Annotated in this window: 19 protein-coding genes; 10 read left to right on the top strand and 9 right to left on the bottom strand. The window is 60.4% G+C overall.

Annotated elements, in window-relative coordinates:
• The 3 genes from FW800_RS22080 to FW800_RS22090 all read right to left on the bottom strand — a co-directional run bounded on the left by FW800_RS22080 (position 1) and on the right by FW800_RS22090 (position 2,270).
• Complete coding sequence (locus FW800_RS22080) at positions 1-960, bottom strand: YbgA family protein (RefSeq protein ID WP_005784633.1); 960 nt, start codon at positions 958-960, stop codon at positions 1-3.
• Between the two features lie 111 nt (positions 961-1,071).
• The gene (locus FW800_RS22085) at positions 1,072-1,287 is read right to left on the bottom strand and encodes a TIGR02450 family Trp-rich protein (protein WP_005784634.1); all 216 of its coding nucleotides are present in this window, start codon (positions 1,285-1,287) and stop codon (positions 1,072-1,074) included.
• Positions 1,284-2,270, bottom strand: coding sequence for an NAD(P)/FAD-dependent oxidoreductase (locus FW800_RS22090; RefSeq protein ID WP_032877989.1), 987 nt, complete (start codon positions 2,268-2,270; stop codon positions 1,284-1,286). Before FW800_RS22090 ends, FW800_RS22085 begins: the two co-directional genes overlap by 4 nt.
• Before the next feature lie 212 nt (positions 2,271-2,482).
• Here FW800_RS22090 and FW800_RS22095 point away from each other — a divergent pair, with 212 nt between their 5' ends.
• Together FW800_RS22095 and hemH are read left to right on the top strand one after the other, a co-directional pair.
• Positions 2,483-3,382 carry a TIGR01777 family oxidoreductase gene (locus tag FW800_RS22095; RefSeq protein WP_446438470.1) on the top strand — a complete coding sequence of 300 codons (900 nt, stop codon included), beginning with the start codon at positions 2,483-2,485 and terminating at the stop codon, positions 3,380-3,382.
• A 14-nt stretch (positions 3,383-3,396) separates the two neighbouring features.
• Positions 3,397-4,422, top strand: a complete 1,026-nt coding sequence (gene hemH, locus FW800_RS22100) for a ferrochelatase (RefSeq protein ID WP_005784637.1) — start codon at positions 3,397-3,399, stop codon at positions 4,420-4,422.
• A 127-nt stretch (positions 4,423-4,549) separates the two neighbouring features.
• On the opposite strand, the gene FW800_RS22105 is transcribed toward hemH, so the two are convergent.
• Both FW800_RS22105 and algW read right to left on the bottom strand, forming a co-directional pair.
• Positions 4,550-6,643, bottom strand: a complete 2,094-nt coding sequence (locus FW800_RS22105; protein ID WP_446438471.1) for a TonB-dependent siderophore receptor — start codon at positions 6,641-6,643, stop codon at positions 4,550-4,552.
• Positions 6,644-6,753: 110 nt separating this feature from the next.
• On the bottom strand, positions 6,754-7,914 hold the full coding sequence (gene algW / locus FW800_RS22110; RefSeq protein WP_005784639.1) for a Do family serine endopeptidase AlgW: 1,161 nt from the start codon (positions 7,912-7,914) through the stop codon (positions 6,754-6,756).
• 101 nt (positions 7,915-8,015) lie between these two features.
• Here algW and FW800_RS22115 point away from each other — a divergent pair, with 101 nt between their 5' ends.
• The 3 genes from FW800_RS22115 (at position 8,016) to cysN (ending at position 11,859) form a co-directional block, all read left to right on the top strand.
• A complete protein-coding gene (locus FW800_RS22115; protein WP_446438472.1) occupies positions 8,016-8,774 on the top strand; it encodes a Nif3-like dinuclear metal center hexameric protein in 759 nt (252 codons plus the stop codon).
• Between the two features lie 259 nt (positions 8,775-9,033).
• The gene (cysD, locus tag FW800_RS22120; protein WP_005784641.1) at positions 9,034-9,951 is read left to right on the top strand and encodes a sulfate adenylyltransferase subunit CysD; all 918 of its coding nucleotides are present in this window, start codon (positions 9,034-9,036) and stop codon (positions 9,949-9,951) included.
• Positions 9,952-9,960: 9 nt separating this feature from the next.
• Entirely contained in the window at positions 9,961-11,859 is a 1,899-nt protein-coding gene (gene cysN, locus FW800_RS22125; protein ID WP_446438473.1) for a sulfate adenylyltransferase subunit CysN, read from the top strand.
• Between the two features lie 193 nt (positions 11,860-12,052).
• Here cysN and FW800_RS22130 read toward each other — a convergent pair whose 3' ends face one another.
• The 3 genes from FW800_RS22130 to FW800_RS22140 all read right to left on the bottom strand — a co-directional run bounded on the left by FW800_RS22130 (position 12,053) and on the right by FW800_RS22140 (position 15,422).
• Positions 12,053-12,952, bottom strand: a complete 900-nt coding sequence (locus FW800_RS22130) for an acyltransferase (RefSeq protein ID WP_248128572.1) — start codon at positions 12,950-12,952, stop codon at positions 12,053-12,055.
• Positions 12,953-15,052 carry a phosphate acetyltransferase gene (gene pta / locus FW800_RS22135; RefSeq protein WP_078820253.1) on the bottom strand — a complete coding sequence of 700 codons (2,100 nt, stop codon included), beginning with the start codon at positions 15,050-15,052 and terminating at the stop codon, positions 12,953-12,955.
• Between the two features lie 79 nt (positions 15,053-15,131).
• Complete coding sequence (locus tag FW800_RS22140; protein ID WP_078820254.1) at positions 15,132-15,422, bottom strand: DUF3565 domain-containing protein; 291 nt, start codon at positions 15,420-15,422, stop codon at positions 15,132-15,134.
• Between FW800_RS22140 and FW800_RS22145 the strand changes: the two genes are divergently transcribed.
• Positions 15,421-15,906 (top strand): FKBP-type peptidyl-prolyl cis-trans isomerase, encoded by a 486-nt coding sequence (locus FW800_RS22145; RefSeq protein ID WP_003171645.1) that lies wholly within the window; start codon positions 15,421-15,423, stop codon positions 15,904-15,906. The genes FW800_RS22140 and FW800_RS22145 overlap by 2 nt on opposite strands.
• A gap of 263 nt (positions 15,907-16,169) precedes the next feature.
• Here the strand turns inward: FW800_RS22145 and rpsT are convergent, their stop codons facing one another.
• Positions 16,170-16,448: a 30S ribosomal protein S20 gene (gene rpsT, locus FW800_RS22150; RefSeq protein WP_003188401.1), complete on the bottom strand. Its 279-nt coding sequence runs from the start codon at positions 16,446-16,448 to the stop codon at positions 16,170-16,172.
• A gap of 253 nt (positions 16,449-16,701) precedes the next feature.
• Here rpsT and murJ point away from each other — a divergent pair, with 253 nt between their 5' ends.
• The 4 genes from murJ to lspA all read left to right on the top strand — a co-directional run bounded on the left by murJ (position 16,702) and on the right by lspA (position 22,649).
• On the top strand, positions 16,702-18,240 hold the full coding sequence (murJ, locus tag FW800_RS22155; protein ID WP_078820255.1) for a murein biosynthesis integral membrane protein MurJ: 1,539 nt from the start codon (positions 16,702-16,704) through the stop codon (positions 18,238-18,240).
• Between the two features lie 119 nt (positions 18,241-18,359).
• On the top strand, positions 18,360-19,298 hold the full coding sequence (ribF, locus tag FW800_RS22160) for a bifunctional riboflavin kinase/FAD synthetase (protein WP_003188404.1): 939 nt from the start codon (positions 18,360-18,362) through the stop codon (positions 19,296-19,298).
• Between the two features lie 14 nt (positions 19,299-19,312).
• Positions 19,313-22,144: an isoleucine--tRNA ligase gene (ileS, locus tag FW800_RS22165; protein WP_228309331.1), complete on the top strand. Its 2,832-nt coding sequence runs from the start codon at positions 19,313-19,315 to the stop codon at positions 22,142-22,144.
• Entirely contained in the window at positions 22,137-22,649 is a 513-nt protein-coding gene (gene lspA, locus FW800_RS22170; RefSeq protein WP_032877979.1) for a signal peptidase II, read from the top strand. The genes ileS and lspA overlap by 8 nt, the downstream gene beginning before the upstream one ends.
• Positions 22,650-22,654: the final 5 nt, after the last annotated feature.

Genomic DNA, 22,654 nt, shown 5'->3' on the forward strand with positions numbered 1-22,654 from the left:
TTATATCGCATTACGCAGGCTGAGGTTTTCCGGGTGCGGTTGCAGGTAGGCCTGCTGCGCGATGTAACGGTCCGGATGTTGGCGAAAGTGATGTTTGAGCAGGGTGAGTGGCACTACCAGCGGCACGATGCCTTGACGGTACTGGCCGATCACGGTTTGCATTTCCTGTTTGTCATCGGCGCTGATGACCTGCTTGAGGTAGCCGCTGATGTGTTGCAGCACATTGCTGTGCGTGCCGCGGGTGGCGCACTTCTTCAGGCCCGTCATCAGCTCGCCGAAGTAGCCGTGGGCCAGAGCCTGGAGATCGACGTCCTTGCCCATGCTGCCGAGCAAATGGCCCAGGCTTTTGTAATGCGCCGGGCTGTGGGCCATCAGCAGGTACTTGTAGCGCGAGTGAAACGTCAGCAAGCCGTGGCGGGTGAGCCCCTCAGCCAGCAGTTGTTGCCAGCTGGCATACACGAATACGCGGGTCAGGAAGTTTTCCCGCAACACAGGGTCGTTCAGCCGGCCGTCTTCTTCTACCGGCAGGTTAGGGTGACGCGCACAAAACGCCTGGGCGTAAATGCCGCGGCCGCCACCGTCAACGGGCGTGCCGTTGGCGCGGTACACCTTGACCCGCTCCAGGCCGCACGATGGCGACTTCTGCATGAAGATATAACCGCACAGGTCTGTGTGTGCCTGGGCCATTTGCTGGCCGTAGTCGTGCAGTGGCTGCGTGACGTTGAGTTCACGGTTTACCGTGCCAACGGCTTGCGGCTGCGCAGGGTCGCCTACCAGCCGGATTGGCTCGCGGGGGATGCCCATGCCGATGGCAACTTCCGGGCACAACGGCACGAAGTCGAAGTAGTCGCTGAGTGTCTGGGTGCACAGCAGCGACTGTTTATGCCCACCGTTAAAGCGCACGTTTTCGCCAAGGAGGCAGGCGCTGATGGCGATCTTCGGTTTTGTACTACTCGACATACCCAAAACCTCTGCAATAATCCTGTACAACTTATAAAGTTTGTACAACTACGTCTCATCATAGATTCGATGTTGTACAAGTCAAATAGTTTGTATAGGTTTTTTGCAGCGTTACTTCCAGCCGATTTTCCAGCACTCGGCGTTTTGCAGGGTCTGCCATGGCAGGCGTTCGGCACGGTGGGTCAGCACCGCTTGCAGCTCGATTTCCAGCACCGTGCCTTCGTCATCACGAAACAACTCGGTGACCAAAAAGTGTTTTTCCTTGTTGCGTGGCTGTGCTGCCGTCCATTTCGACAGCAGCAGCTTGCTGGGGTTGAGGCGGTTCATTGCAGGTGTGCGATCAAGCGTCGTGCCGCTTCCTGGCCACTGAGCCAGGCGCCTTCCACCCGGCCCGAAAGGCACCAGTCGCCGCAGACGAACAGGCCCAGGTCGGCATCGGCCAGTACGCCGAACTCATGGCTGCCCGACGGGCGAGCGTAGAGCCAGCGGTGTGCCAGGCTGAATGACGGCGCGGGCATGGCGCTGTGCAGCAGTTCGGCGAAGGCGCCGTGCAAGTGCTCGATTACCGCTTCCTTGGGCAGGTCCAGGTGCGCCTTGCTCCAGGCGCTGGTGGCGTGCAGCACCCAGGTGTCGAGGGTGGTGTCGCGCCCCGGTTTGCTGCGGTTGCGCGCCAGCCAGTCAAGAGGGCTGTCTTGCACGAAGCAGCCCTCCATCGGTGTATCCAGGGGCTTGTCGAAGGCCAGCGCAATGGCCCAGGTCGGGTCCATTTTCACCCCGGCGGCGGCACTTGCCAGCTTGGGGGCAGCGGCCAGCAGGGCAGTGGCCTGAGGGGCCGGTGTGGCGATGATCACATGGCTGAAGGGGCCGTGACTCTCACCGTCGGCGTCGAGCAGGTTCCAGTGCTGTGTGCCCTGGAACACCTCGGTGATGCGGCAACCGAACTCCACCGGCAGGTCATCGAGCAGTGCGCGGGTGATCGCGCTCATGCGCGGTGTACCGACCCAGCGGATCTGTTCATCGGGGGAAGGCGTCAGTTGGCCGGACTTGAAGTTGTACAGCTGGGGCTTCCACTGTTCGGCCCAGCCATTGCTTTGCCAGCGCTGCACTTCGTTGACGAAGCGCCTGTCGCGGGCAGTGAAGTATTGCGCGCCCATGTCCAGCGCGCCGGCATCGCTGCGCTTGCTGGACATGCGGCCACCGCTGCCGCGGCTTTTATCGAAGAGTTGTACGGTGTGGCCCGCGTCTTTTAACGCTCGGGCGGCGGAGAGACCGGCTATGCCGGTGCCGATGATCGCGATGGGGACAGTCATGGGAGGCCTCGTTTTACCGTTGGGTACAGACTACGCCGACACCAATAGCTGTACAATATTGTTTTTTGGTATAAGTTTTGGCGTGCCTGATTGTGTGGCGTGACCTATGGTTAAGCTCAGGCTTGAACGCGCGTCACGCTCGATTATCAAATTGATCCCTGCTTATAAAATAGACCAGTGAGCGGCGGCGAACGTTACATGAGGAGAGTCCCATGCATATTTTGCTGACCGGCGGTACCGGCCTGATTGGCCGTCAACTTTGCCAACACTGGCTCGCCCAGGGTCATCGCCTGACGGTGTGGAGCCGGCAACCGGAAACGGTCGCCAGGGTCTGCGGCGCACAGGTGCTTGGGGTGGCTCGCCTGCAAGAGGTGATTGGCGCGGTGGACGCGGTGGTCAACCTTGCGGGTGCACCCATCGCTGACCGGCCCTGGACCCACAAGCGCAAGGCATTGCTGTGGAGCAGCCGCATCAACCTCACCGAAACCCTGCTGGCCTGGATCGACAGCCTGGAGCAGAAACCGGCGGTACTGATCTCCGGCTCCGCAGTGGGCTGGTATGGCGACGGCGGCGAGCGCGAATTGACCGAAGCCAGCGGGCCAGTGCTGGACGATTTCCCCAGCCAGTTGTGTATTGCCTGGGAAGAAACCGCCCAACGTGGCGAAGCCCTGGGCGTTCGCGTGGTGCTGGTGCGCACCGGCCTGGTGCTGTCGGCGCAGGGCGGCTTTTTGTCGCGCCTGTTGCTGCCCTTCAAACTGGCGCTGGGCGGGCCGATCGGTAACGGTCGGCAGTGGATGCCATGGGTGCTTATCAAGGATCAAATCGCCCTGATTGATTTTCTTCTGCACAAGACTGACGCCAGCGGTCCTTATAATGCTTGCGCGCCACACCCGGTGCGTAATCGCGAGTTTGCCAAGACCCTCGGCCAGGTGTTGCACCGCCCGGCGTTCATGCCGATGCCGGCGTTTGCGCTGAAGGTTGGCCTGGGCGAATTGTCTGGTTTGTTGCTGGGCGGGCAGAAAGCCTTGCCTGAACGGCTGCTGGCGGCGGGTTTCACTTTCCAGTTCACTGAGTTGCGTGCGGCTCTGGACGACCTGTCCAGCCGCCTCTAAAGATAGGATGTTGCATGACCGATCACGCGTTGTTACTGGTCAACCTGGGTTCGCCAAAGTCCACTTCGGTGGCTGATGTGCGCAGCTACCTCAATCAGTTCCTGATGGACCCTTATGTGATCGACCTGCCATGGCCGGTGCGGCGTTTGCTGGTGTCGCTGATCCTGATCAAGCGCCCTGAGCAGTCAGCCCATGCTTATGCGTCGATCTGGTGGGATGAGGGCTCGCCGTTGGTGGTCTTGAGCCGTCGTCTGCAACAGCAGATGACTGCGCAGTGGACCCAGGGCCCTGTGGAACTGGCAATGCGTTATGGCGAGCCGTCGCTGGAAACCGCCCTGACACGGCTGGCCGCCCAGGGTATCGGCAAGGTGACACTGGCGCCGCTGTATCCGCAATTTGCCGACAGCACCGTGACCACGGTGATAGAAGAAGCCAGGCGCGTGGTGCGCGACAAGAAACTCGCTATCCAGTTTTCGATCCTGCAGCCTTTTTACGACCAGCCCGAGTACCTCGATGCTCTGGTAACCAGCGCACGCACTTACCTGGAGCAGGATTTCGATCACTTGCTGCTCAGTTTCCATGGTCTGCCCGAGCGCCATCTGAAAAAGCTCGACCCTACCGGCGGGCATTGCTTCAAGGATGCCGACTGCTGCAAGAACGCATCGCCAGAGGTGCTCGCCACCTGCTATCGCGCCCAATGCTTCAGCGTCGCCCGGGATTTTGCCGCGCGTGCCGGTTTGCCCGATGGCAAGTGGTCGGTGGCGTTTCAATCGCGCCTTGGCCGGGCCAAGTGGATCGAGCCCTACACCGAGGCCCGCCTGGAGGCGCTGGCCCAGCAGGGCGTGAAGAAGCTGCTGGTGATGTGCCCGGCGTTTGTCGCCGACTGCATCGAGACCCTGGAAGAAATTGGTGATCGCGGGCGGGAGCAGTTCCGCGAGGCGGGGGGCGAGGAGTTGGTGTTGGTGCCGTGCTTGAATGATGACCCGCAATGGGCGGCGGCGCTCAATACCCTGTGCGAACGAGCGCCCGTTGCCTTGTAGTCAAGCCTTGCGGTGACTCAAATGTGGGAGGGGGCTTGCTCCCGATGGCGGTGGATCAGTGACAGATATACTGCCTGATACTCTGCTATCGGGAGCAAGCCCCCTCCCACATTCAGTTCCATGCTCGTCAGAGATTGAGGGTCAGGCTGACGGTGAGGTTGCGCGGTTCACCGGGGTTGGTCCAATAGCGGCTGTAGGAGCGCTCGTAGTACTTCTCATCGAACAGGTTATTCAGGTTCAGCCCCACGGTGACATTCTTCGTGGCCTTGTAGTGGGCCAGTAAATCCACGGTGTGGTAGGCCGGCAGTTCGAAGCCTGTGCCCGCCTCGCCGGAACGGTCACCCACATAAGTAAACGCCGCCCCCAGGTCTGAACCGCGCAACGCCCCATCCTGGAATTCATAAACGCCCAACAGACTGCCGCTGCGCTTGGCGACCCCGAGAATGCGACTGCCCGTGGGGATGGCTTTGTCGCCCTTGGTCACTTCGGCGTCGATGTAGGCCAGGGCGCCAATCACGCGTATGGCGTCGGTCACTTGCCCGGTCACTTGCAGGTCAAACCCCTGGCTGCGCGCCTTGCCAATGGCGCGGTCGGTGTTGGTCGCCGGGTCCAGGGTGAGGACGTTTTCCTTTTCGATATGGAAGGCCGCGAGCGTCGCGCTGAGGCGCTCGTCAAACATCTCGCTCTTGATACCCACCTCATAGCCCACGCCTTCTTCTGGCTTGAAGGATTTGCCGCCGGCATCCAGGCCGCTGTTCGGCTTGAACGAGGTGGATGCGTTGGCAAATACCCCGACTTGCGGTGTCAGCTGATAGAGCAGGCCGGCGCGTTGGGTCAGGGCGTCGTGGGTCTGGCGGCTTTTGGCGTGGTTGCGGGCGAAGTTCTCGGTGCTCTGTTCGAAGTGCTCGAAGCGCGCACCGATCATGCCTCGCAGGCGGTCGGTGAAGATGATCTGGTCTTGCAGGTTCAGCGCGTGGCTTTTGGTCTGTTCGAAGAAGTCGGTGCCGGAGCGTGCGCCATTGGGTTTGGCCTGGCCATAGACAGGTTCATAGATGTCGATAGGGTAGTCACCGCCAATCGCCGTCACACGCTCCTTTTTGCGGTAGTCCTCGTATTCGGTGCCGATCAGCAGTTCATGCTGCCAGCTGCCGATATCGAACAGCCCGCGCAGTTCCAGCTGGGTGATGCTGTCATGCCAACCGGTCGAGCGTTCACGGTAGCGACGGTTGACGGTGTGACCATCCCCATTCAGCGCACGGCTTTCCGACGCATCGCCCCACAGGCTGCCCTGCTTGTAGTGGCTGGCCAGGCGCAGCTTCCAGGCGTCGTTGAGGTGGTGTTCCAGTGCGGCCTGGATGCGGTTGTTGTGGTTGCGAATATTGCCGTCGTTGGGCTCGCCCAGAAAGGTGGAATGGGACATGCCAGTATCGGCGACGATGCCCCGGTCGAAGGTGGAGCTGTGGCGCACGAATTCGCTTTCGACCAGCAACTGAGTGTCCGGGGTCAACTGCCAACTGAACGACGGCGCGACGAACACTCGTTTAGCGTCCACGTGATCGCGGAAACTGTGCTTGTCTTCAACCGCCAGATTCACCCGTGACAAGACGCGCCCCTCGCTGTCCAGCGGCGTATTCACATCCAGCGCAGTGCGGTAGCGGTCCCAACTACCAGCACTGGTTTGCAAGGTGGTGAACGCTTCGGGCTGGGGTTTCTTGGTGACGATGTTCACCGTGCCGCCAGGATCGCCACGCCCATACAAGCTGGCGGCGGGGCCTTTGAGAACTTCAATGCGTTCGATATTTGCCGCGTCCGGCGTACTGGGGTAACCGCGGTTGGCGCTGAAACCGTCCTGGTAGAACTCAGACGTGGTGAAGCCGCGCACGCTGTATTCGTAGAGGGTCAGGCCACCGAAGTTGTTTTGCTTGGATACGCCGCCGGCAAATTCCAGGGCGCGCTCCACGCTGGTACTGCCCAGGTCCTTGAGCACCGTGGCGGGGATCACGCTGATCGATTGCGGTATGTCGCGAAGGGCGGTATCCGTTTTGGTGGCACTGGCAGAGCGGGTGGCGCGATAGCCTTGGACCGGGCCTGTGGCGGACTCATACGCCTCGGAGGTTACGCTGATGGTGTCCAGTTCCAGGGTGTTTTCTTCGGCGTAGGCAGGGTCGAGCAGCAAACCCAAGGCCAGGCCGGCCAAGGGCACAAACTTTCGAGACGGCATGATAGAGCGTTCCAATAGCGATATTGAAACAATATAACATGCCCAATGAGAATGAGTCGCCGCAAAAATGGCCCTGCAAGTGCCCGCGGACGGGCACTTGGGCGCATCGTCTACTGCTCTTCTTTTATCGGTGCGGTCGCCGGTGGCGGACGCAGGCCGATTTCCGCCGAGAGCTTGATCTCCTTGCCGTTACGCATGACCAGGATCGCCACCTTGTCGGTCGGCTTTATCCGCGCTACCTGGTTCATCGACTTGCGGCCATCACCGGCCGGTGCACCGTCGATGCTGAGGATTACATCGCCCAACTCCAGGCCGGCTTTCTGTGCCGGGCCATCGCGGAAGATCCCGGCGACCACGATGCCTGGGCGTCCGGTCAGGCCAAACGACTCGGCCAGTTCCTTGGTCAAGGGTTGCACTTCGATGCCCAGCCAGCCGCGAATGACCTGGCCGTGTTCGATGATCGACTTCATCACTTCCATCGCCAGCTTCACCGGGATCGCAAAACCGATGCCTTGGGAGCCGCCGGACTTGGAGAAAATCGCCGTGTTGATGCCGGTCAGGTTGCCATTGGCATCCACCAGCGCACCGCCGGAATTGCCCGGGTTGATGGCTGCGTCGGTCTGGATGAAATCTTCGTAGCTATTAAGGCCCAACTGGTTGCGCCCGGTGGCGCTGATGATGCCCATGGTGACTGTCTGGCCCACGCCGAACGGGTTGCCGATAGCCAGTGCTACGTCACCCACGCGCAACCCGTCGGAGCGACCGAGGGTGATCGATGGCAGGTTCTTCAAATCGATTTTCAGTACTGCGAGGTCGGTTTCCGGGTCGCTGCCCACCACACGGGCCAGGGTTTCGCGGCCATCACGCAGGGCGACCACGATCTGGTCGGCGCCGGTAGTCACGTGATTATTGGTGAGGATGTAGCCTTCGGGGCTCATGATTACCCCGGAACCCAGGCTCGACTCCATGCGGCGCTGCTTGGGGCCGTTGTCACCGAAATAGCGGCGAAACTGCGGGTCCTCGAACAGCGGGTGCGCCGGTTTGTTGATGACCTTGGTGGTGTACAGGTTGACCACCGCAGGGGCCGCAATGGTGACCGCGTCGGCATAGGTGACCGGGCCCTGCACCACCGTGTTGGTTTGCGGTGCTTGTTGCAGGTTCACATCCAGGGTAGGCAGGCCCACCCATTGGGGATAACGCTGAATAATCAGCATCGCGATCAGCACGCCAGCCAACAATGGCCATCCAAAAAAACGCAGTGCCTTGAGCATCAAGTAAGTCCTGACAGGTTGCAGGGGGCGGGCGAGCGCCCATAATGTCGCGCATTATACGAGGCTGCGATGCCTGCGAACCGGATATTTAGGAGTCTTTTATGGCCGTCCCCCTTACCACCCTCGTCGAGGAAGCCGACCGCTACCTTGGCAGTGCCAAAATTGCCGATTATTGCCCCAATGGCTTGCAGGTCGAGGGCCGTCCGCAGGTGATGCGCATCGTCAGCGGTGTGACCGCAAGCCAGGCGCTGCTGGACGCCGCCGTCGAAGCCGGGGCCGATCTGGTGCTGGTGCATCATGGTTATTTCTGGAAGGGCGAGAGCCCATGTATCACCGGCATGAAGCAGCGCCGCCTGAAAACGCTGCTCAAGCACGACATCAGCCTGTTGGCCTATCACCTGCCATTGGACCTGCACCCTGAGGTGGGCAATAACGTGCAGCTGGCCAAACAACTGGACATCACGGTTGAAGGCCCGTTGGACCCGAGCAACCCCAAGGTGGTCGGCTTGGTGGGGTCGCTGGCCGAACCTTTGTCACCGCGTGATTTCGCCCGCCGTGTGCAGGATGCAATGGGGCGCGAACCGCTGTTGGTCGAAGGCAGCCAGATGATCCGCCGCGTCGGCTGGTGCACCGGAGGTGGCCAGGGCTATATCGACCAGGCGATTGCCGCCGGGGTCGACCTGTACCTGAGCGGCGAGGCATCCGAGCAGACCTTCCACAGCGCCCGTGAAAACGACGTCAGCTTCATTGCTGCCGGTCATCACGCCACCGAGCGCTATGGGGTGCAGGCGTTGGGCGATTACCTGGCGCGACGCTTTGCCCTGGAGCATTTATTTATCGACTGCCCGAACCCGATCTGAGCCTTAGAGCGCGACTGAATGTGGGAGGGGGCTTGCTCCCGATGGCGATGGATCATTGAAATATGTACTAACTGACACACTGCTATCGGGAGCAAGCCCCCTCCCACACTTGAGCCTATTTGCGGCCAAACTGGTCGGTATATTCATATACCGTTTCGATCTAGATGGCGCCCTGAATAGAAGAAGGTGCTGTGCTAGCATGCCCCGCTCGAACACGGCCCGCCTGGCCGTCCATAAGATCGTTTTTCCGTGAGTAACCATGGTCGACAAACTGACGCATCTGAAACAGCTGGAGGCGGAAAGCATCCACATCATCCGCGAGGTCGCCGCCGAGTTCGACAACCCGGTGATGCTCTACTCGATCGGTAAAGACTCTGCCGTGATGTTGCATCTGGCACGCAAGGCTTTCTTCCCGGGCAAGCTGCCGTTCCCAGTGATGCACGTCGACACGCGCTGGAAATTCCAGGAAATGTACAAGTTCCGCGACAAAATGGTCGAAGAGCTTGGCCTGGACCTGATCACTCACGTCAACCCGGATGGCGTGGCGCAGGGTATCAACCCCTTCACCCACGGCAGCGCCAAGCACACCGATATCATGAAGACCGAGGGCCTCAAGCAAGCCCTGGACAAGCATGGTTTCGATGCAGCGTTCGGCGGCGCCCGTCGCGATGAAGAGAAGTCCCGTGCCAAAGAGCGCGTGTACTCGTTCCGCGACAGCAAGCACCGCTGGGACCCGAAGAACCAACGTCCGGAGCTGTGGAACGTTTACAACGGCAACGTCAACAAGGGCGAGTCGATTCGCGTGTTCCCGTTGTCCAACTGGACCGAGTTGGATATCTGGCAGTACATCTACCTGGAAGGCATCCCGATCGTGCCGCTGTACTTCGCCGCCGAGCGCGAAGTGATCGAGAAGAACGGCACGTTGATCATGATCGACGACGACCGCATCCTCGAACACCTGTCCGACGAAGACAAAGCCCGCATCGTCAAAAAGAAAGTCCGTTTCCGTACCCTTGGCTGCTACCCGTTGACGGGCGCGGTGGAGTCCGAAGCCGAGACGCTGACGGACATCATTCAGGAAATGCTCCTGACGCGAACTTCCGAGCGCCAGGGCCGGGTCATCGACCACGATGGCGCAGGCTCCATGGAAGATAAAAAACGTCAAGGCTATTTCTAAGGGGCTGTCATGTCGCATCAATCTGATTTGATCAGCGAGGACATCCTCGCCTACCTGGGCCAGCACGAGCGCAAAGAGATGTTGCGCTTCCTGACCTGCGGCAACGTCGACGACGGCAAGAGCACCCTGATCGGGCGCCTGCTGCACGACTCCAAGATGATCTACGAAGATCACCTGGAAGCCATCACCCGCGATTCGAAGAAGTCCGGCACCACCGGCGATGACATCGACCTGGCCTTGCTGGTCGACGGCCTGCAGGCCGAGCGTGAGCAGGGCATCACCATCGATGTTGCCTACCGCTACTTCTCCACCGCCAAGCGCAAGTTCATCATCGCCGACACCCCCGGCCATGAGCAGTACACCCGCAACATGGCCACCGGTGCGTCCACCTGTGACCTGGCGATTATCCTGATCGACGCCCGCTATGGCGTGCAGACCCAGACCCGTCGCCACAGCTTTATCGCCTCGTTGCTGGGCATCAAGCACATCGTGGTGGCCGTCAACAAGATGGACATCAACGGCTTTGACCAAAGCGTATTCGAGTCGATCAAGGCCGATTACCTGAAGTTCGCCGAAGGCATCGCGTTCAAGCCAAGTACCCTGGCCTTCGTGCCGATGTCGGCGCTCAAGGGCGACAACGTGGTGAACAAGAGCGAGCGTTCGCCCTGGTACACCGGCCAGTCGCTGATGGAGATCCTCGAGACCGTCGAGATCGCCAACGACCGCAACTACACCGACCTGCGTTTCCCGGTGCAGTACGTCAACCGCCCGAACCTGAACTTCCGTGGTTTTGCCGGCACTCTTGCCAGCGGCATCGTGCACAAAGGCGACGAAGTCGTGGTGCTGCCGTCACGCAAACGCAGCCGGGTCAAATCCATCGTCACCTTCGAAGGTGAGCTGGAGCACGCCGGCCCAGGCCAGGCCGTAACCCTGACCATGGAAGACGAGATCGATATCTCCCGTGGCGACCTATTGGTGCATGCCGACAATGTGCCGCAAGTGACCGATGCGTTCGACGCCATGCTCGTGTGGATGGCTGAAGAACCGATGCTGCCGGGCAAGAAATACGACATCAAGCGCGCTACCAGCTACGTGCCGGGCTCTATCACCAGCATCGTGCATCGCGTGGACGTGAACACCCTGGCCGAAGGTCCGGCGAGTTCGCTGCAGCTCAACGAAATTGGCCGGGTCAAGGTCAGCCTTGATGCCGCCATTGCGTTGGATGGCTATGGCAGCAATCGCACCACCGGTGCCTTTATCGTCATCGACCGCCTGACCAATGGCACCGTGGCCGCGGGCATGATCATCGCGCCACCGACCAGCCAGGGCGGTGCAGCGCAGCACGACAAATTGGCACACGTTGCCACTGAAGAGCGTGCCCTGCGTTTCGGCCAGCAACCGGCCACCGTGTTGTTCAGCGGCTTGTCGGGTGCCGGCAAGAGCACGTTGGCCTATGCGGTTGAGCGCAAGCTGTTCGACATGGGGCGTGCGGTGTTCGTGCTGGACGGCCAGAACCTGCGGCATGACCTGAACAAAGGCTTGCCTCAGGACCGTGCCGGGCGTACCGAGAACTGGCGCCGTGCGGCTCACGTGGCGCGTCAGTTCAACGAAGCCGGTTTGCTGACCCTTGCGGCTTTTGTCGCGCCGGATGCCGAAGGCCGTGAGCAGGCCAAGGCGCTGATTGGCAGTGACCGCCTGCTGACCGTCTATGTGCAGGCGTCGCCGCTGGTATGTGCCGAGCGTGATCCGCAAGGTTTGTACGCGGCCGGTGGGGATAATATCCCTGGCGAGTCCTTCCCGTACGACGTGCCGTTGAATGCCGACCTGGTGATCGATACCCAGGCCTTGTCGCTGGAAGACAGCGTCAAGCAAGTGCTGGAGTTGTTGCGTCAGCGCGGCGCGATCTAGGCTTTATTGCCGCACAAAAAAGCCCGCCACCGAGTGATCGGTGGCGGGCTTTTTACACATTCTCAAATGTGGACTCGGTCAATGTGGGAGCTGGCTTGCCTGCGATGGCGGACTGTCAGTTTATTTATCCTTAGCTGATCCACCGCTATCGCAGGCAAGCCAGCTCCCACATTGAATTGCATCCACATGCTGATCAGCGGCTGGCTGGAAAGTCTTTGTGCAACTGCTCCAGCAACGCATCCTTGTCTTCCCACAACCGGTTGATCCAGCCCTGGAACGCTAACCGGTACTCCCCATCCTGCTCATAATTCTTGCCAATGAATTCAGCCGGGATCTGCACCTCTTCAAAATGCACCACCACCTCCTTCACATTGCCGCACAGCAAATCCCAATAGCCTGGGCGCCCGGCAGGGTAATGGATGGTCACATTCACCAATGATTTGAGCTGCTCGCCCATGGCATCCAGCACAAACGCAATGCCGCCCGCCTTGGGTTTAAGCAGGTAGCGAAACGGTGACTGTTGCTGCGCATGCTTGCCCGGCGTAAACCGTGTGCCCTCGGCAAAGTTGAAAATGCCCACCGGATTGTCGCGAAACTTCGCACAGGTCTTGCGGGTGGTTTCCAGGTCCTTGCCTTTCTTTTCCGGGTGCTTCTCAAGATAAGCCTTGCTGTAGCGCTTCATGAACGGAAAGCCCAGTGCCCACCACGCCAGACCAATCACCGGCACCCAGATCAGCTCTTGCTTGAGGAAAAACTTCAGCGGGCGAATGCGCCGATTGAGCACGTATTGCAGCACCATGATATCGACCCAGCTCTGGTGGTTGCTGGTCACCAGATACGAATGCTGATAGTCCAGGCCTTCAAGGCCGCTCAGGTGCCAGCGTGTGCGGCGCACCAGGTTCATCCAGCCTTTGTTGTTGGTCACCCAGGCTTCGTGGGTGTGGTTCATCAGCCATTCGCTGAAGCGCTTGGCGAAGGGCAGTGCCTTGAACAGTGCGACAATAAACAGGAACGAGCACAGCAGGATCGTGTTCAGCGCCAGCAACAGCGAAGCGATCACCCCGCGTACGGCGGCAGGTAGAAAATCCAGCATTTAGATATCCATAGGTCGGTTGGCGGCTTGGATCGCAGTCAGCGCAATGGTGTACACGATGTCGTCTACCTGGGCGCCGCGCGGCAGGTCGTTGACCGGTTTGCGCAGGCCCTGGAGCATCGGCCCCAGGCTCACGCAATCGGCGCTGCGTTGCACGGCTTTGTAAGTGGTGTTGCCGGTGTTCAGGTCGGGGAACACGAACACCGTGGCCTTGCCCGCCACCTGGCTATTGGGCGCCAATTGCCGGGCCACGCTTTCATTGGCGGCGGCGTCGTATTGCAGCGGTCCGTCGATCAGCAGCGAGCCTTGCTGTTCGTGGGCGAGCAGGGTGGCTTCGCGGACTTTTTCCACTTCCTCGCCGCTGGCCGAATCACCGCTGGAATAGCTGATCATTGCCACCCGTGGCGTGATGCCGAACGCGGCGGCGGAATCGGCGCTTTGCAAGGCGATTTCCGCCAGTTCCGCGGCGCTTGGGTGTGGGTTCATCACACAGTCGCCGTACACCAGCACCTGCTCGGGGAACAGCATGAAGAACACCGACGACACCAGGGTGCAGCCCGGCGCGGTCTTGATCAGTTGCAGGGCCGGGCGAATGGTATTGGCGGTGGAGTGGATGACGCCGGAGACCAGGCCGTCCACTTCGTCCAGGGCGAGCATCATGGTGGCGATCACCACTGTGTCTTCCAGTTGTTGCTCGGCCATTGGTGCGTTGAGGCTCTTGGTCTTGCGCAAGGCAACCATCGGCTCGACATAGCGCTGGCGAATCAGGTCCGGGTCAAGAATCTCCAGGCCCTCGGGTAGCTCGATACCCTGGGCACGGGCGACCGCTTCGACATCCGCCGGTTTGGCCAACAGCACGCAGCGGGCAATGCCTCGGGCCTGGCAGATGGCGGCGGCCTGCACCGTCAGCGGCTCGCTGCCCTCGGGCAACACGATGCGCTTGTTGGCGGCCTGGGCCCGTTGGATCAACTGGTAGCGGAACACCGCCGGCGACAGGCGCATCTCCCTGGGCGTGCCACACCGTTGGTGCAGCCAGCGTGCGTCGAGGTGGCTGGCGACGAAGTCGGTGATGATCTCCGCGCGCTCACGGTCATCGATGGGGATTTCCTTGTTGAGGCTATTGAGCTGGTTGGCGGTGTCGTAGGAGCCGGTGCTCACCGACAGCACTGGCAACCCGGCCTGGAAGGCGCCGCGGCACAGATCCATGATGCGCGGGTCGGGCAGGGTGTCGCTGGTCAGCAGCAGGCCGGCCAGCGGCACGCCGTTGATCGCGGCCAGGCTGACGGCGAGGATGATGTCGTCGCGATCGCCGGGGGTAACCACCAGGACGCCGGGCTTGAGCAGCTCTACGGTGTTGCGCATGGTACGGGCGCAAATGATGATCTTGGTCATGCGCCGGGTTTCATAGTCACCGGCGTTGAGGACCTGCGCACCCATCAGGTCGGCCACATCGCGGGTGCGCGGGGCATTGAGTTCGGGCTGGTAGGGGATGCAGCCAAGCAGGCGGAAATCGCCGCTGCGCAACAACGGCGAGTGCTCTTTAAGGCGCGCCGAGAATGCCTCCATGCTTTCGTCGGTGCGCACTTTGTTGAGGATCACGCCCAATACTTTCGGGTCTTTGGGGCCGCCGAACAGTTGGGCCTGCAATTCCACCCGGCCAGAAAGCTCGGTGAGCACTTCGTTCTCCGGCGCCGAGACCAGGATCACTTCCGCATCCAGGCTCTTGGCCAGGTGCAGGTTGACCCGCGCGGCGTAGCTGGCGCTGCGGGTCGGCACCATGCCTTCGACGATCAGCACGTCTTTGCCTACGGCGGCCTGCTGATACAGGGTGATGATTTCTTCAAGCAGCTCATCGAGTTGGCCGTCGCCGAGCATTCGCTCCACATGGGCCAGGCCCAGGGGTTGTGGTGGCTTCAGGCCGTGGGTACGTGCCACCAGCTCAGTGGAGCGCTCCGGACCGGTATCGCCCGGGTGTGGCTGGGCAATCGGTTTGAAGAAGCCGACTTTAAGGCCGGCCCGTTCCAGGGTGCGCACCAGCCCAAGGCTGATGGAGGTCAGACCCACACCAAAATCGGTGGGCGCGATAAAAAAAGTCTGCATGCGAATTCTCTGGAGGTGCATGGCTTGGGTGGCGCCCTATGCATGGGCGCCTACCGCGAATCAGGCGTCAAGGTTATCGTTATTCGCGCACTTGCGCACACCAGCCGCACGCAAAGGGTTGGCCTATTTTTTCAAGGCGTTGCGCGGGGTCGACGACCCAGGCGCGCGACTGCCACGGCGGCTGGTGGCGCAGGTGCTGGGTGTGGCCGCAGGACAGCTCGGCAACCCAGTGCCGGTCGTCATCCTGGTGGAATCCGGTGATCGTCGAGACCGTTGGTCGGCCCCGTCTGTCCGGGTTCTGTTCGCTTTCGGGCAAATCCTTGTTTAGACTTGTCCGTTCTTCATTCTTATGCAAAAGGTCTCGCCCCATGACGATCGCCGCTAACAAGGCTGTCTCCATCGACTATACCCTGACCAACGACGCTGGTGAGGTCATCGACAGCTCAGCCGGCGGCGCGCCGCTGGTCTACCTGCAAGGCGCAGGTAACATCATCCCAGGCCTGGAAAAGGCCCTGGAAGGCAAGGCAGTCGGTGACGAACTGACCGTAGCCGTAGAACCTGAAGATGCCTACGGCGAATACTCCGCCGAGCTGGTCAGCACTTTGAGCCGCAGCATGTTCGAAGGCGTTGACGAGCTGGAAGTGGGCATGCAGTTCCACGCTTCCGCGCCGGACGGCCAAATGCAGATCGTCACCATCCGTGACCTGGACGGCGATGATGTGACGGTCGACGGCAACCACCCTCTGGCTGGCCAGCGCCTGAACTTCCAAGTGAAAATCGTTGCCATCCGCGATGCTTCCCAGGAAGAAGTGGCTCACGGCCACGTCCACGGTGAAGGCGGTCACCACCATTGATTGTGGTTTGATCAATCGGTAGCAAAAACGCCCCGACTGGTTCGGGGCGTTTTTTTTTGCGTTTTAATGTGGGAGGGGGCTTGCTCCCGATAGCGGTGTATCAGTACCAGATATTCTGACTGACACTCCGCCATCGGGAGCAAGCCCCCTCCCACAAGGGAAGTTGTGATGAATCTTTGGGCAAACAAAAATGCCCCGGACCTTTCGGTACGGGGCATTTCTTAACTGTTACGCAGCCTGGGCTGCGTGGCAGTTGTTACCACTTAGGCTGCAGCAGGAACGCTCAGAGCCTTGATGTGGCCATTCAGGCGGCTCTTATGGCGAGCGGCCTTGTTCTTGTGGATGATGCCTTTATCGGCCATACGGTCGATAACTGGCACGGCCAGAACGTAAGCAGCTTGAGCTTTTTCAGCGTCTTTGGTGTCGATGGCTTTAACTACATTCTTGATGTAGGTACGAACCATGGAACGCAGGCTGGCGTTGTGGCTGCGACGCTTCTCAGCCTGTTTTGCACGTTTTTTGGCGGAAGGTGTGTTGGCCACCGTCGAGCTCCTCGAAAGACTTTTTAGGAAATAGCAAACAAAATAGGCCGCGAATCATGCCGATGACTTGATGGGTTGTCAAGGGCGGCTGATGCGAACTGCTGAGTGGTCGATCTGAAGAGGCGGGTGATTTATTTCCGGCGCTTGACCTGTAAACTCGCGAGCTTTGGCTCTGTGCTGTTGCAGGCGCGCAGTATCGCATAAGTGGGCGCTTTGTTCGCCTGCTCTTTATCTATAGGCGCAAACTCTTTCAATGAATCTGCTCAAATCGTTGGCTGCGGTCAGCTCTATCACGATGATCTCCCGGGTTTTGGGGTTTGTGCGTGACACTCTGCTGGCGCGCATCTTTGGCGCCAGTATGGCCACGGATGCCTTCTTTATTGCCTTCAAACTCCCCAACCTGCTGCGACGGATCTTTGCCGAAGGCGCGTTCTCCCAGGCGTTCGTGCCGATTCTGGCCGAATACAAGACCCAGCATGGCGAGGAGGCGACTCGTACGTTCATCGCCTACGTCTCGGGTTTGCTGACGCTGGTACTGATGCTGGTAACCATCGTCGGGATGCTCGCCGCGCCCTGGGTGATCTGGGCCACGGCGCCCGGTTTTGCCAATACGCCGGAAAAGTTTGCGCTCACCACTGATCTGCTGCGGGTGACCTTTCCTTATATATTGCTGATTTCCCTGTCTTCGCTCGCCGGGGCGATCCTCAATACCTGGAATCGTTTCTCGGTACCGGCCTTTGTGCCGACCTTGCTGAACGTCAGCATGATTATTTTTGCGCTGTTCCTTACGCCGTATTTCGATCCGCCCGTCATGGCCCTGGGCTGGGCGGTCCTGGCCGGCGGCCTGGCGCAGTTGCTGTACCAACTGCCGCACCTGAAAAAAATCGGCATGCTCGTACTGCCACGCCTGAACCTCAAGGACACCGGCGTCTGGCGCGTGATGCGCAATATGCTGCCGGCGATACTCGGGGTATCGGTCAGTCAGATTTCCCTGATCATCAACACCGCGTTCGCCTCGTTGCTGGTATCCGGCTCGGTATCGTGGATGTACTACGCCGACCGCTTGATGGAGTTGCCATCCGGTGTGCTTGGTGTGGCATTGGGCACGATCCTGCTGCCTACCCTGGCACGCACCTATGCCAGCAAGGATCGTCAGGAGTATTCGCGCATTCTCGATTGGGGCCTGCGTCTGTGCTTTCTGTTGGTGTTGCCATGCGCACTGGCCCTGGGAATCCTGGCCGAGCCGCTGACGGTCTCGCTGTTTCAATACGGGCAATTCGATGCGCACGACGCGTTGATGACCCAGCACGCACTGGTTGCCTACTCTGTCGGTCTGCTCGGCATTATTGTGATCAAAGTGCTGGCACCGGGCTTCTACGCACAGCAGAACATCCGTACGCCGGTGAAAATCGCGATTTTCACGCTGATTGTCACGCAACTGCTCAACCTGGTATTTATCGGTCCTTTGGCCCATGCCGGGCTGGCGCTGGCGATCAGTGCCGGAGCTTGTATCAATGCCGGCCTGCTGTTTTATCAACTGCGCAAACAGCAGATGTATCAACCACAGCCGGGTTGGGGGATGTTTACCCTCAAGTTGCTCGTGGCGGTGGCTGCGATGTCCGCCGTGCTGGTGGGCTTGATGCACGTGATGCCGGCCTGGGGCGATGGCGATATGCTGGAGCGCTTTATGCGCCTGGGCGTGTTGGTGGTCGCGGGCGTAGCGGTGTACTTCGGGATGTTGCTGTTGCAGGGCTTCCGCCTGCGCGATTTCAATCGCAAGTCGCTGGGATAGAGACTTCGCCGCGATAAAACGATTGTTTTATCGATTCGACCCATTTGGCCTGCGCTGTTGCCTGTCGTCCGGGGCCGGGTGTGGTTATAATCGACCACTTTATGAGCAAGAAGCGCGTTATGCAGCTGGTTCGAGGTCTCCACAACCTGCGCCCCGAGCATCGGGGCTGCGTCGCCACTATTGGCAACTTTGACGGTGTTCACCGTGGCCACCAGGCTATCCTGGCAAGGCTGCGCGAGCGTGCGGTCGAGTTGGGTGTGCCCAGCTGCGTGGTGATTTTCGAGCCACAACCGCGGGAGTTCTTTACCCCGGAAACAGCGCCGGCCCGTTTGGCGCGCTTGCGCGACAAGCTGCAACTGCTGGCGGAGGAGGGCGTGGACCGCGTCCTCTGCCTGGCTTTCAACCAGCGTTTGCGCAGCCTCAGCGCCGCCGAGTTCGTCGACCGCATCCTGGTCGATGGCCTGGGTGTACAACACCTGGAGGTTGGTGACGACTTCCATTTCGGTTGCGATCGGGTCGGGGATTTCGATTTCCTGCAACATGCCGGCGTCAACCAGGGCTTTACCGTTGAAGCCGCCCAAACCGTCGAACTGGACGGCCTGCGTGTGAGCAGCACCCAGGTGCGTAACGCCTTGGCTGCCGCCGACTTCGACCTGGCCGAGCGTTTGCTCGGTCGCCCGTTCCGCATTGCCGGGCGGGTACTGCACGGCCAGAAGCTGGCGCGCCAATTGGGCACGCCAACTGCCAACGTGCAACTCAAGCGCCGCCGAGTGCCGCTGACTGGGGTTTACCTGGTGAGCGTCGACATCGACGGCCAATCGTGGCCGGGAGTCGCCAATATAGGCGTCAGGCCCACGGTTGCAGGTGATGGCAAGGCCCACCTGGAAGTTCACCTTTTGGATTTTGCCGGTGATTTATACGACCGGCGTTTGACGGTGGTTTTCCACCAGAAGCTGCGTGAAGAGCAGCGTTTCGCCTCCCTGGAGGCGTTGAAAACGGCGATCAATGCGGATGTCGCCGCCGCCCGTGCACTAGCCGCACCTAGCGCCCATCGCTAACCGAAGAGCCTTAAATGACCGACTATAAAGCCACGCTAAACCTTCCGGACACCGCCTTCCCAATGAAGGCCGGCCTGCCACAGCGCGAACCGCAGATCCTGCAGCGCTGGAACAGTATTGGCCTGTACGGAAAGTTGCGCGAAATTGGCAAGGATCGTCCGAAATTCGTCCTGCACGACGGCCCTCCTTATGCCAACGGCACGATTCATATCGGTCATGCGCTGAACAAGATTCTCAAGGACATGATCCTGCGCTCCAAAACCCTGTCGGGCTTTGACGCGCCGTACGTTCCGGGCTGGGACTGCCATGGCCTGCCGATCGAGCACAAAGTCGAAGTGACCTACGGCAAGAACCTGGGCGCGGACAAGACCCGCGAACTCTGCCGTGCCTACGCCACCGAGCAGATCGAAGGGCAGAAGTCCGAATTCATTCGCCTGGGCGTGCTGGGCGAGTGGGACAACCCCTACAAGACCATGAACTTCAAGAACGAGGCCGGTGAAATCCGTGCCTTGGCTGAAATCGTCAAGGGCGGCTTCGTGTTCAAGGGTCTCAAGCCCGTGAACTGGTGCTTTGACTGCGGTTCGGCCCTGGCCGAAGCGGAAGTCGAATACGAAGACAAAAAGTCGTCGACCATCGACGTGGCCTTCCCGATTGCCGATGACGCCAAGCTGGCCGAGGCATTCGGCCTGGCAAGCCTGGCCAAGCCGGCTGCCATCGTGATCTGGACCACCACCCCGTGGACCATCCCGGCCAACCAGGCGCTGAACGTGCACCCGGAATTCACCTACGCTCTGGTGGATGTCGGTGATCGCCTGTTGGTGCTGGCCGAAGAAATGGTCGAGTCGTGCCTTGCCCGCTACGAGTTGCAAGGCTCGGTGATCGCCACCGCCACCGGCTCCGCGCTGGAGCTGATCAACTTCCGTCACCCGTTCTATGACCGTCTGTCGCCAGTGTACCTGGCTGACTACGTCGAGCTGGGTTCGGGTACCGGCATTGTCCACTGCTCGCCTGCCTATGGCGTGGACGACTTCGTGATCTGCAAGAAGTACGGCATGGTCAACGACGACATCATCAACCCGGTGCAGAGCAACGGCGTATACGTGCCTTCGCTCGAGTTCTTCGGTGGCCAGTTCATCTTCAAGGCTGACCAGCCGATCATCGAAAAGCTGCGTGAAGTCGGTGCGTTGATGCAAACCGCCGCCATCCAGCACAGCTACATGCATTGCTGGCGTCACAAGACCCCGCTGATCTACCGCGCTACGGCGCAATGGTTTATCGGCATGGACAAAGAGCCGACCAGCGGCGACACCTTGCGTGTACGCTCGCTCAAGGCCATCGAAGACACCAAGTTCGTCCCGTCCTGGGGTCAGGCGCGCCTGCACTCGATGATCGCCAACCGTCCGGACTGGTGCATCTCCCGCCAGCGCAACTGGGGCGTGCCGATCCCGTTCTTCCTGAACAAGGAAAGCGGTGAGCTGCATCCGCGCACCGTCGAGCTGATGGAAGTCGTGGCCCAGCGTGTCGAGCAGGAAGGCATCGAAGCCTGGTTCAAGCTGGACGCTGCCGAGCTGCTGGGCGACGAAGCGCCGCTGTACGACAAGATCAGCGACACCCTCGACGTGTGGTTCGATTCGGGCACCACTCACTGGCATGTGCTGCGTGGTTCGCACCCGATGGGCCACGAGACCGGCCCGCGTGCCGACCTGTACCTGGAAGGTTCGGACCAACACCGTGGCTGGTTCCACTCGTCGTTGCTCACCGGTTGCGCCATCGACAACCATGCGCCGTACCGCGAGCTGCTGACCCACGGCTTCACCGTCGACGAGACGGGCCGCAAGATGTCCAAATCGCTGAAGAACGTGATCGAGCCGAAAAAGATCAACGACACCTTGGGCGCCGACATCATGCGCCTGTGGGTGGCTTCCACCGATTACTCGGGTGAAATCGCCGTCTCGGACCAGATCCTGGCCCGCAGCGCCGACGCCTACCGCCGTATCCGCAATACCGCGCGATTCATGCTGTCGAACCTGACCGGCTTCAACCCGGCCAGCGACCTGCTGCCGGCCGAAGACATGCTCGCCCTCGACCGTTGGGCTGTGGACCGTACCTTGTTGCTGCAGCGCGAGTTGCAGGAACACTACGGCGAATACCGCTTCTGGAACGTCTACTCCAAGATCCACAACTTCTGCGTGCAGGAGCTGGGTGGTTTCTACCTCGACATCATCAAGGACCGCCAGTACACCACTGGCGCCAACAGCAAGGCGCGCCGTTCGGCGCAGACCGCGCTGTACCACATCAGCGAAGCGCTGGTGCGCTGGATCGCACCGATTCTGGCATTCACCGCTGACGAACTGTGGGAGTACCTGCCGGGCGAGCGTAACGAGTCCGTCATGCTCAACACCTGGTACGAAGGCCTGACCGAACTGCCGGCTGACTTCGAACTGGGCCGCGAGTACTGGGAAGGCGTGATGGCCGTCAAGGTTGCGGTGAACAAGGAACTGGAAGTCCAGCGTGCGGCCAAGGCCGTGGGTGGCAACCTGCAAGCCGAAGTCACCCTGTTTGCCGAAGACGGCCTGACCGCCGACCTGGCGAAGCTGAGCAACGAGCTGCGCTTCGTGCTGATCACCTCTACTGCGAGCCTGGCGCCGTTTACCCAGGCTCCGGCAGATGCGGTGGCTACCGAAGTGCCTGGCCTTAAGCTCAAAGTGGTCAAGTCGGCCTTCCCCAAGTGCGCTCGTTGCTGGCACTGCCGTGAAGACGTCGGCGTGAACCCTGAGCACCCGGAAATCTGCGGTCGTTGTGTCGACAACATCAGCGGTGAAGGCGAGGTTCGCCACTATGCCTAATGCAGACAGTCGTTTCGGACGTCTGGGCTGGCTCGTACTGAGCCTGCTGGTCCTGGTCATTGACCAGGTCAGCAAGGCTCACTTCGAGGGCTCCCTGGAAATGTTCCAGCAAATCGTGGTGATCCCGGATTATTTCAGCTGGACCCTGGCCTACAACACTGGCGCCGCCTTCAGCTTCCTCGCTGACGGCGGTGGCTGGCAGCGCTGGCTGTTTGCTGTGATCGCCGTGGTGGTAAGTGCCGTACTGGTGGTGTGGCTCAAGCGCCTGGGCCGCGACGACACCTGGCTGGCCATCGCGCTGGCCCTGGTGTTGGGTGGCGCGCTGGGCAACCTGTATGACCGCATCGCCCTGGGCCATGTGATCGACTTTATCCTGGTGCATTGGCAGAACCGCCACTACTTCCCGGCGTTCAACTTTGCCGACAGTGCTATCACCGTCGGCGCAATCATGCTGGCGCTGGATATGTTCAAGAGCAAGAAAACCGGAGAAACCGTCAATGACTGATCAGG

This window comes from Pseudomonas sp. 910_23 (genome assembly GCF_052850795.1).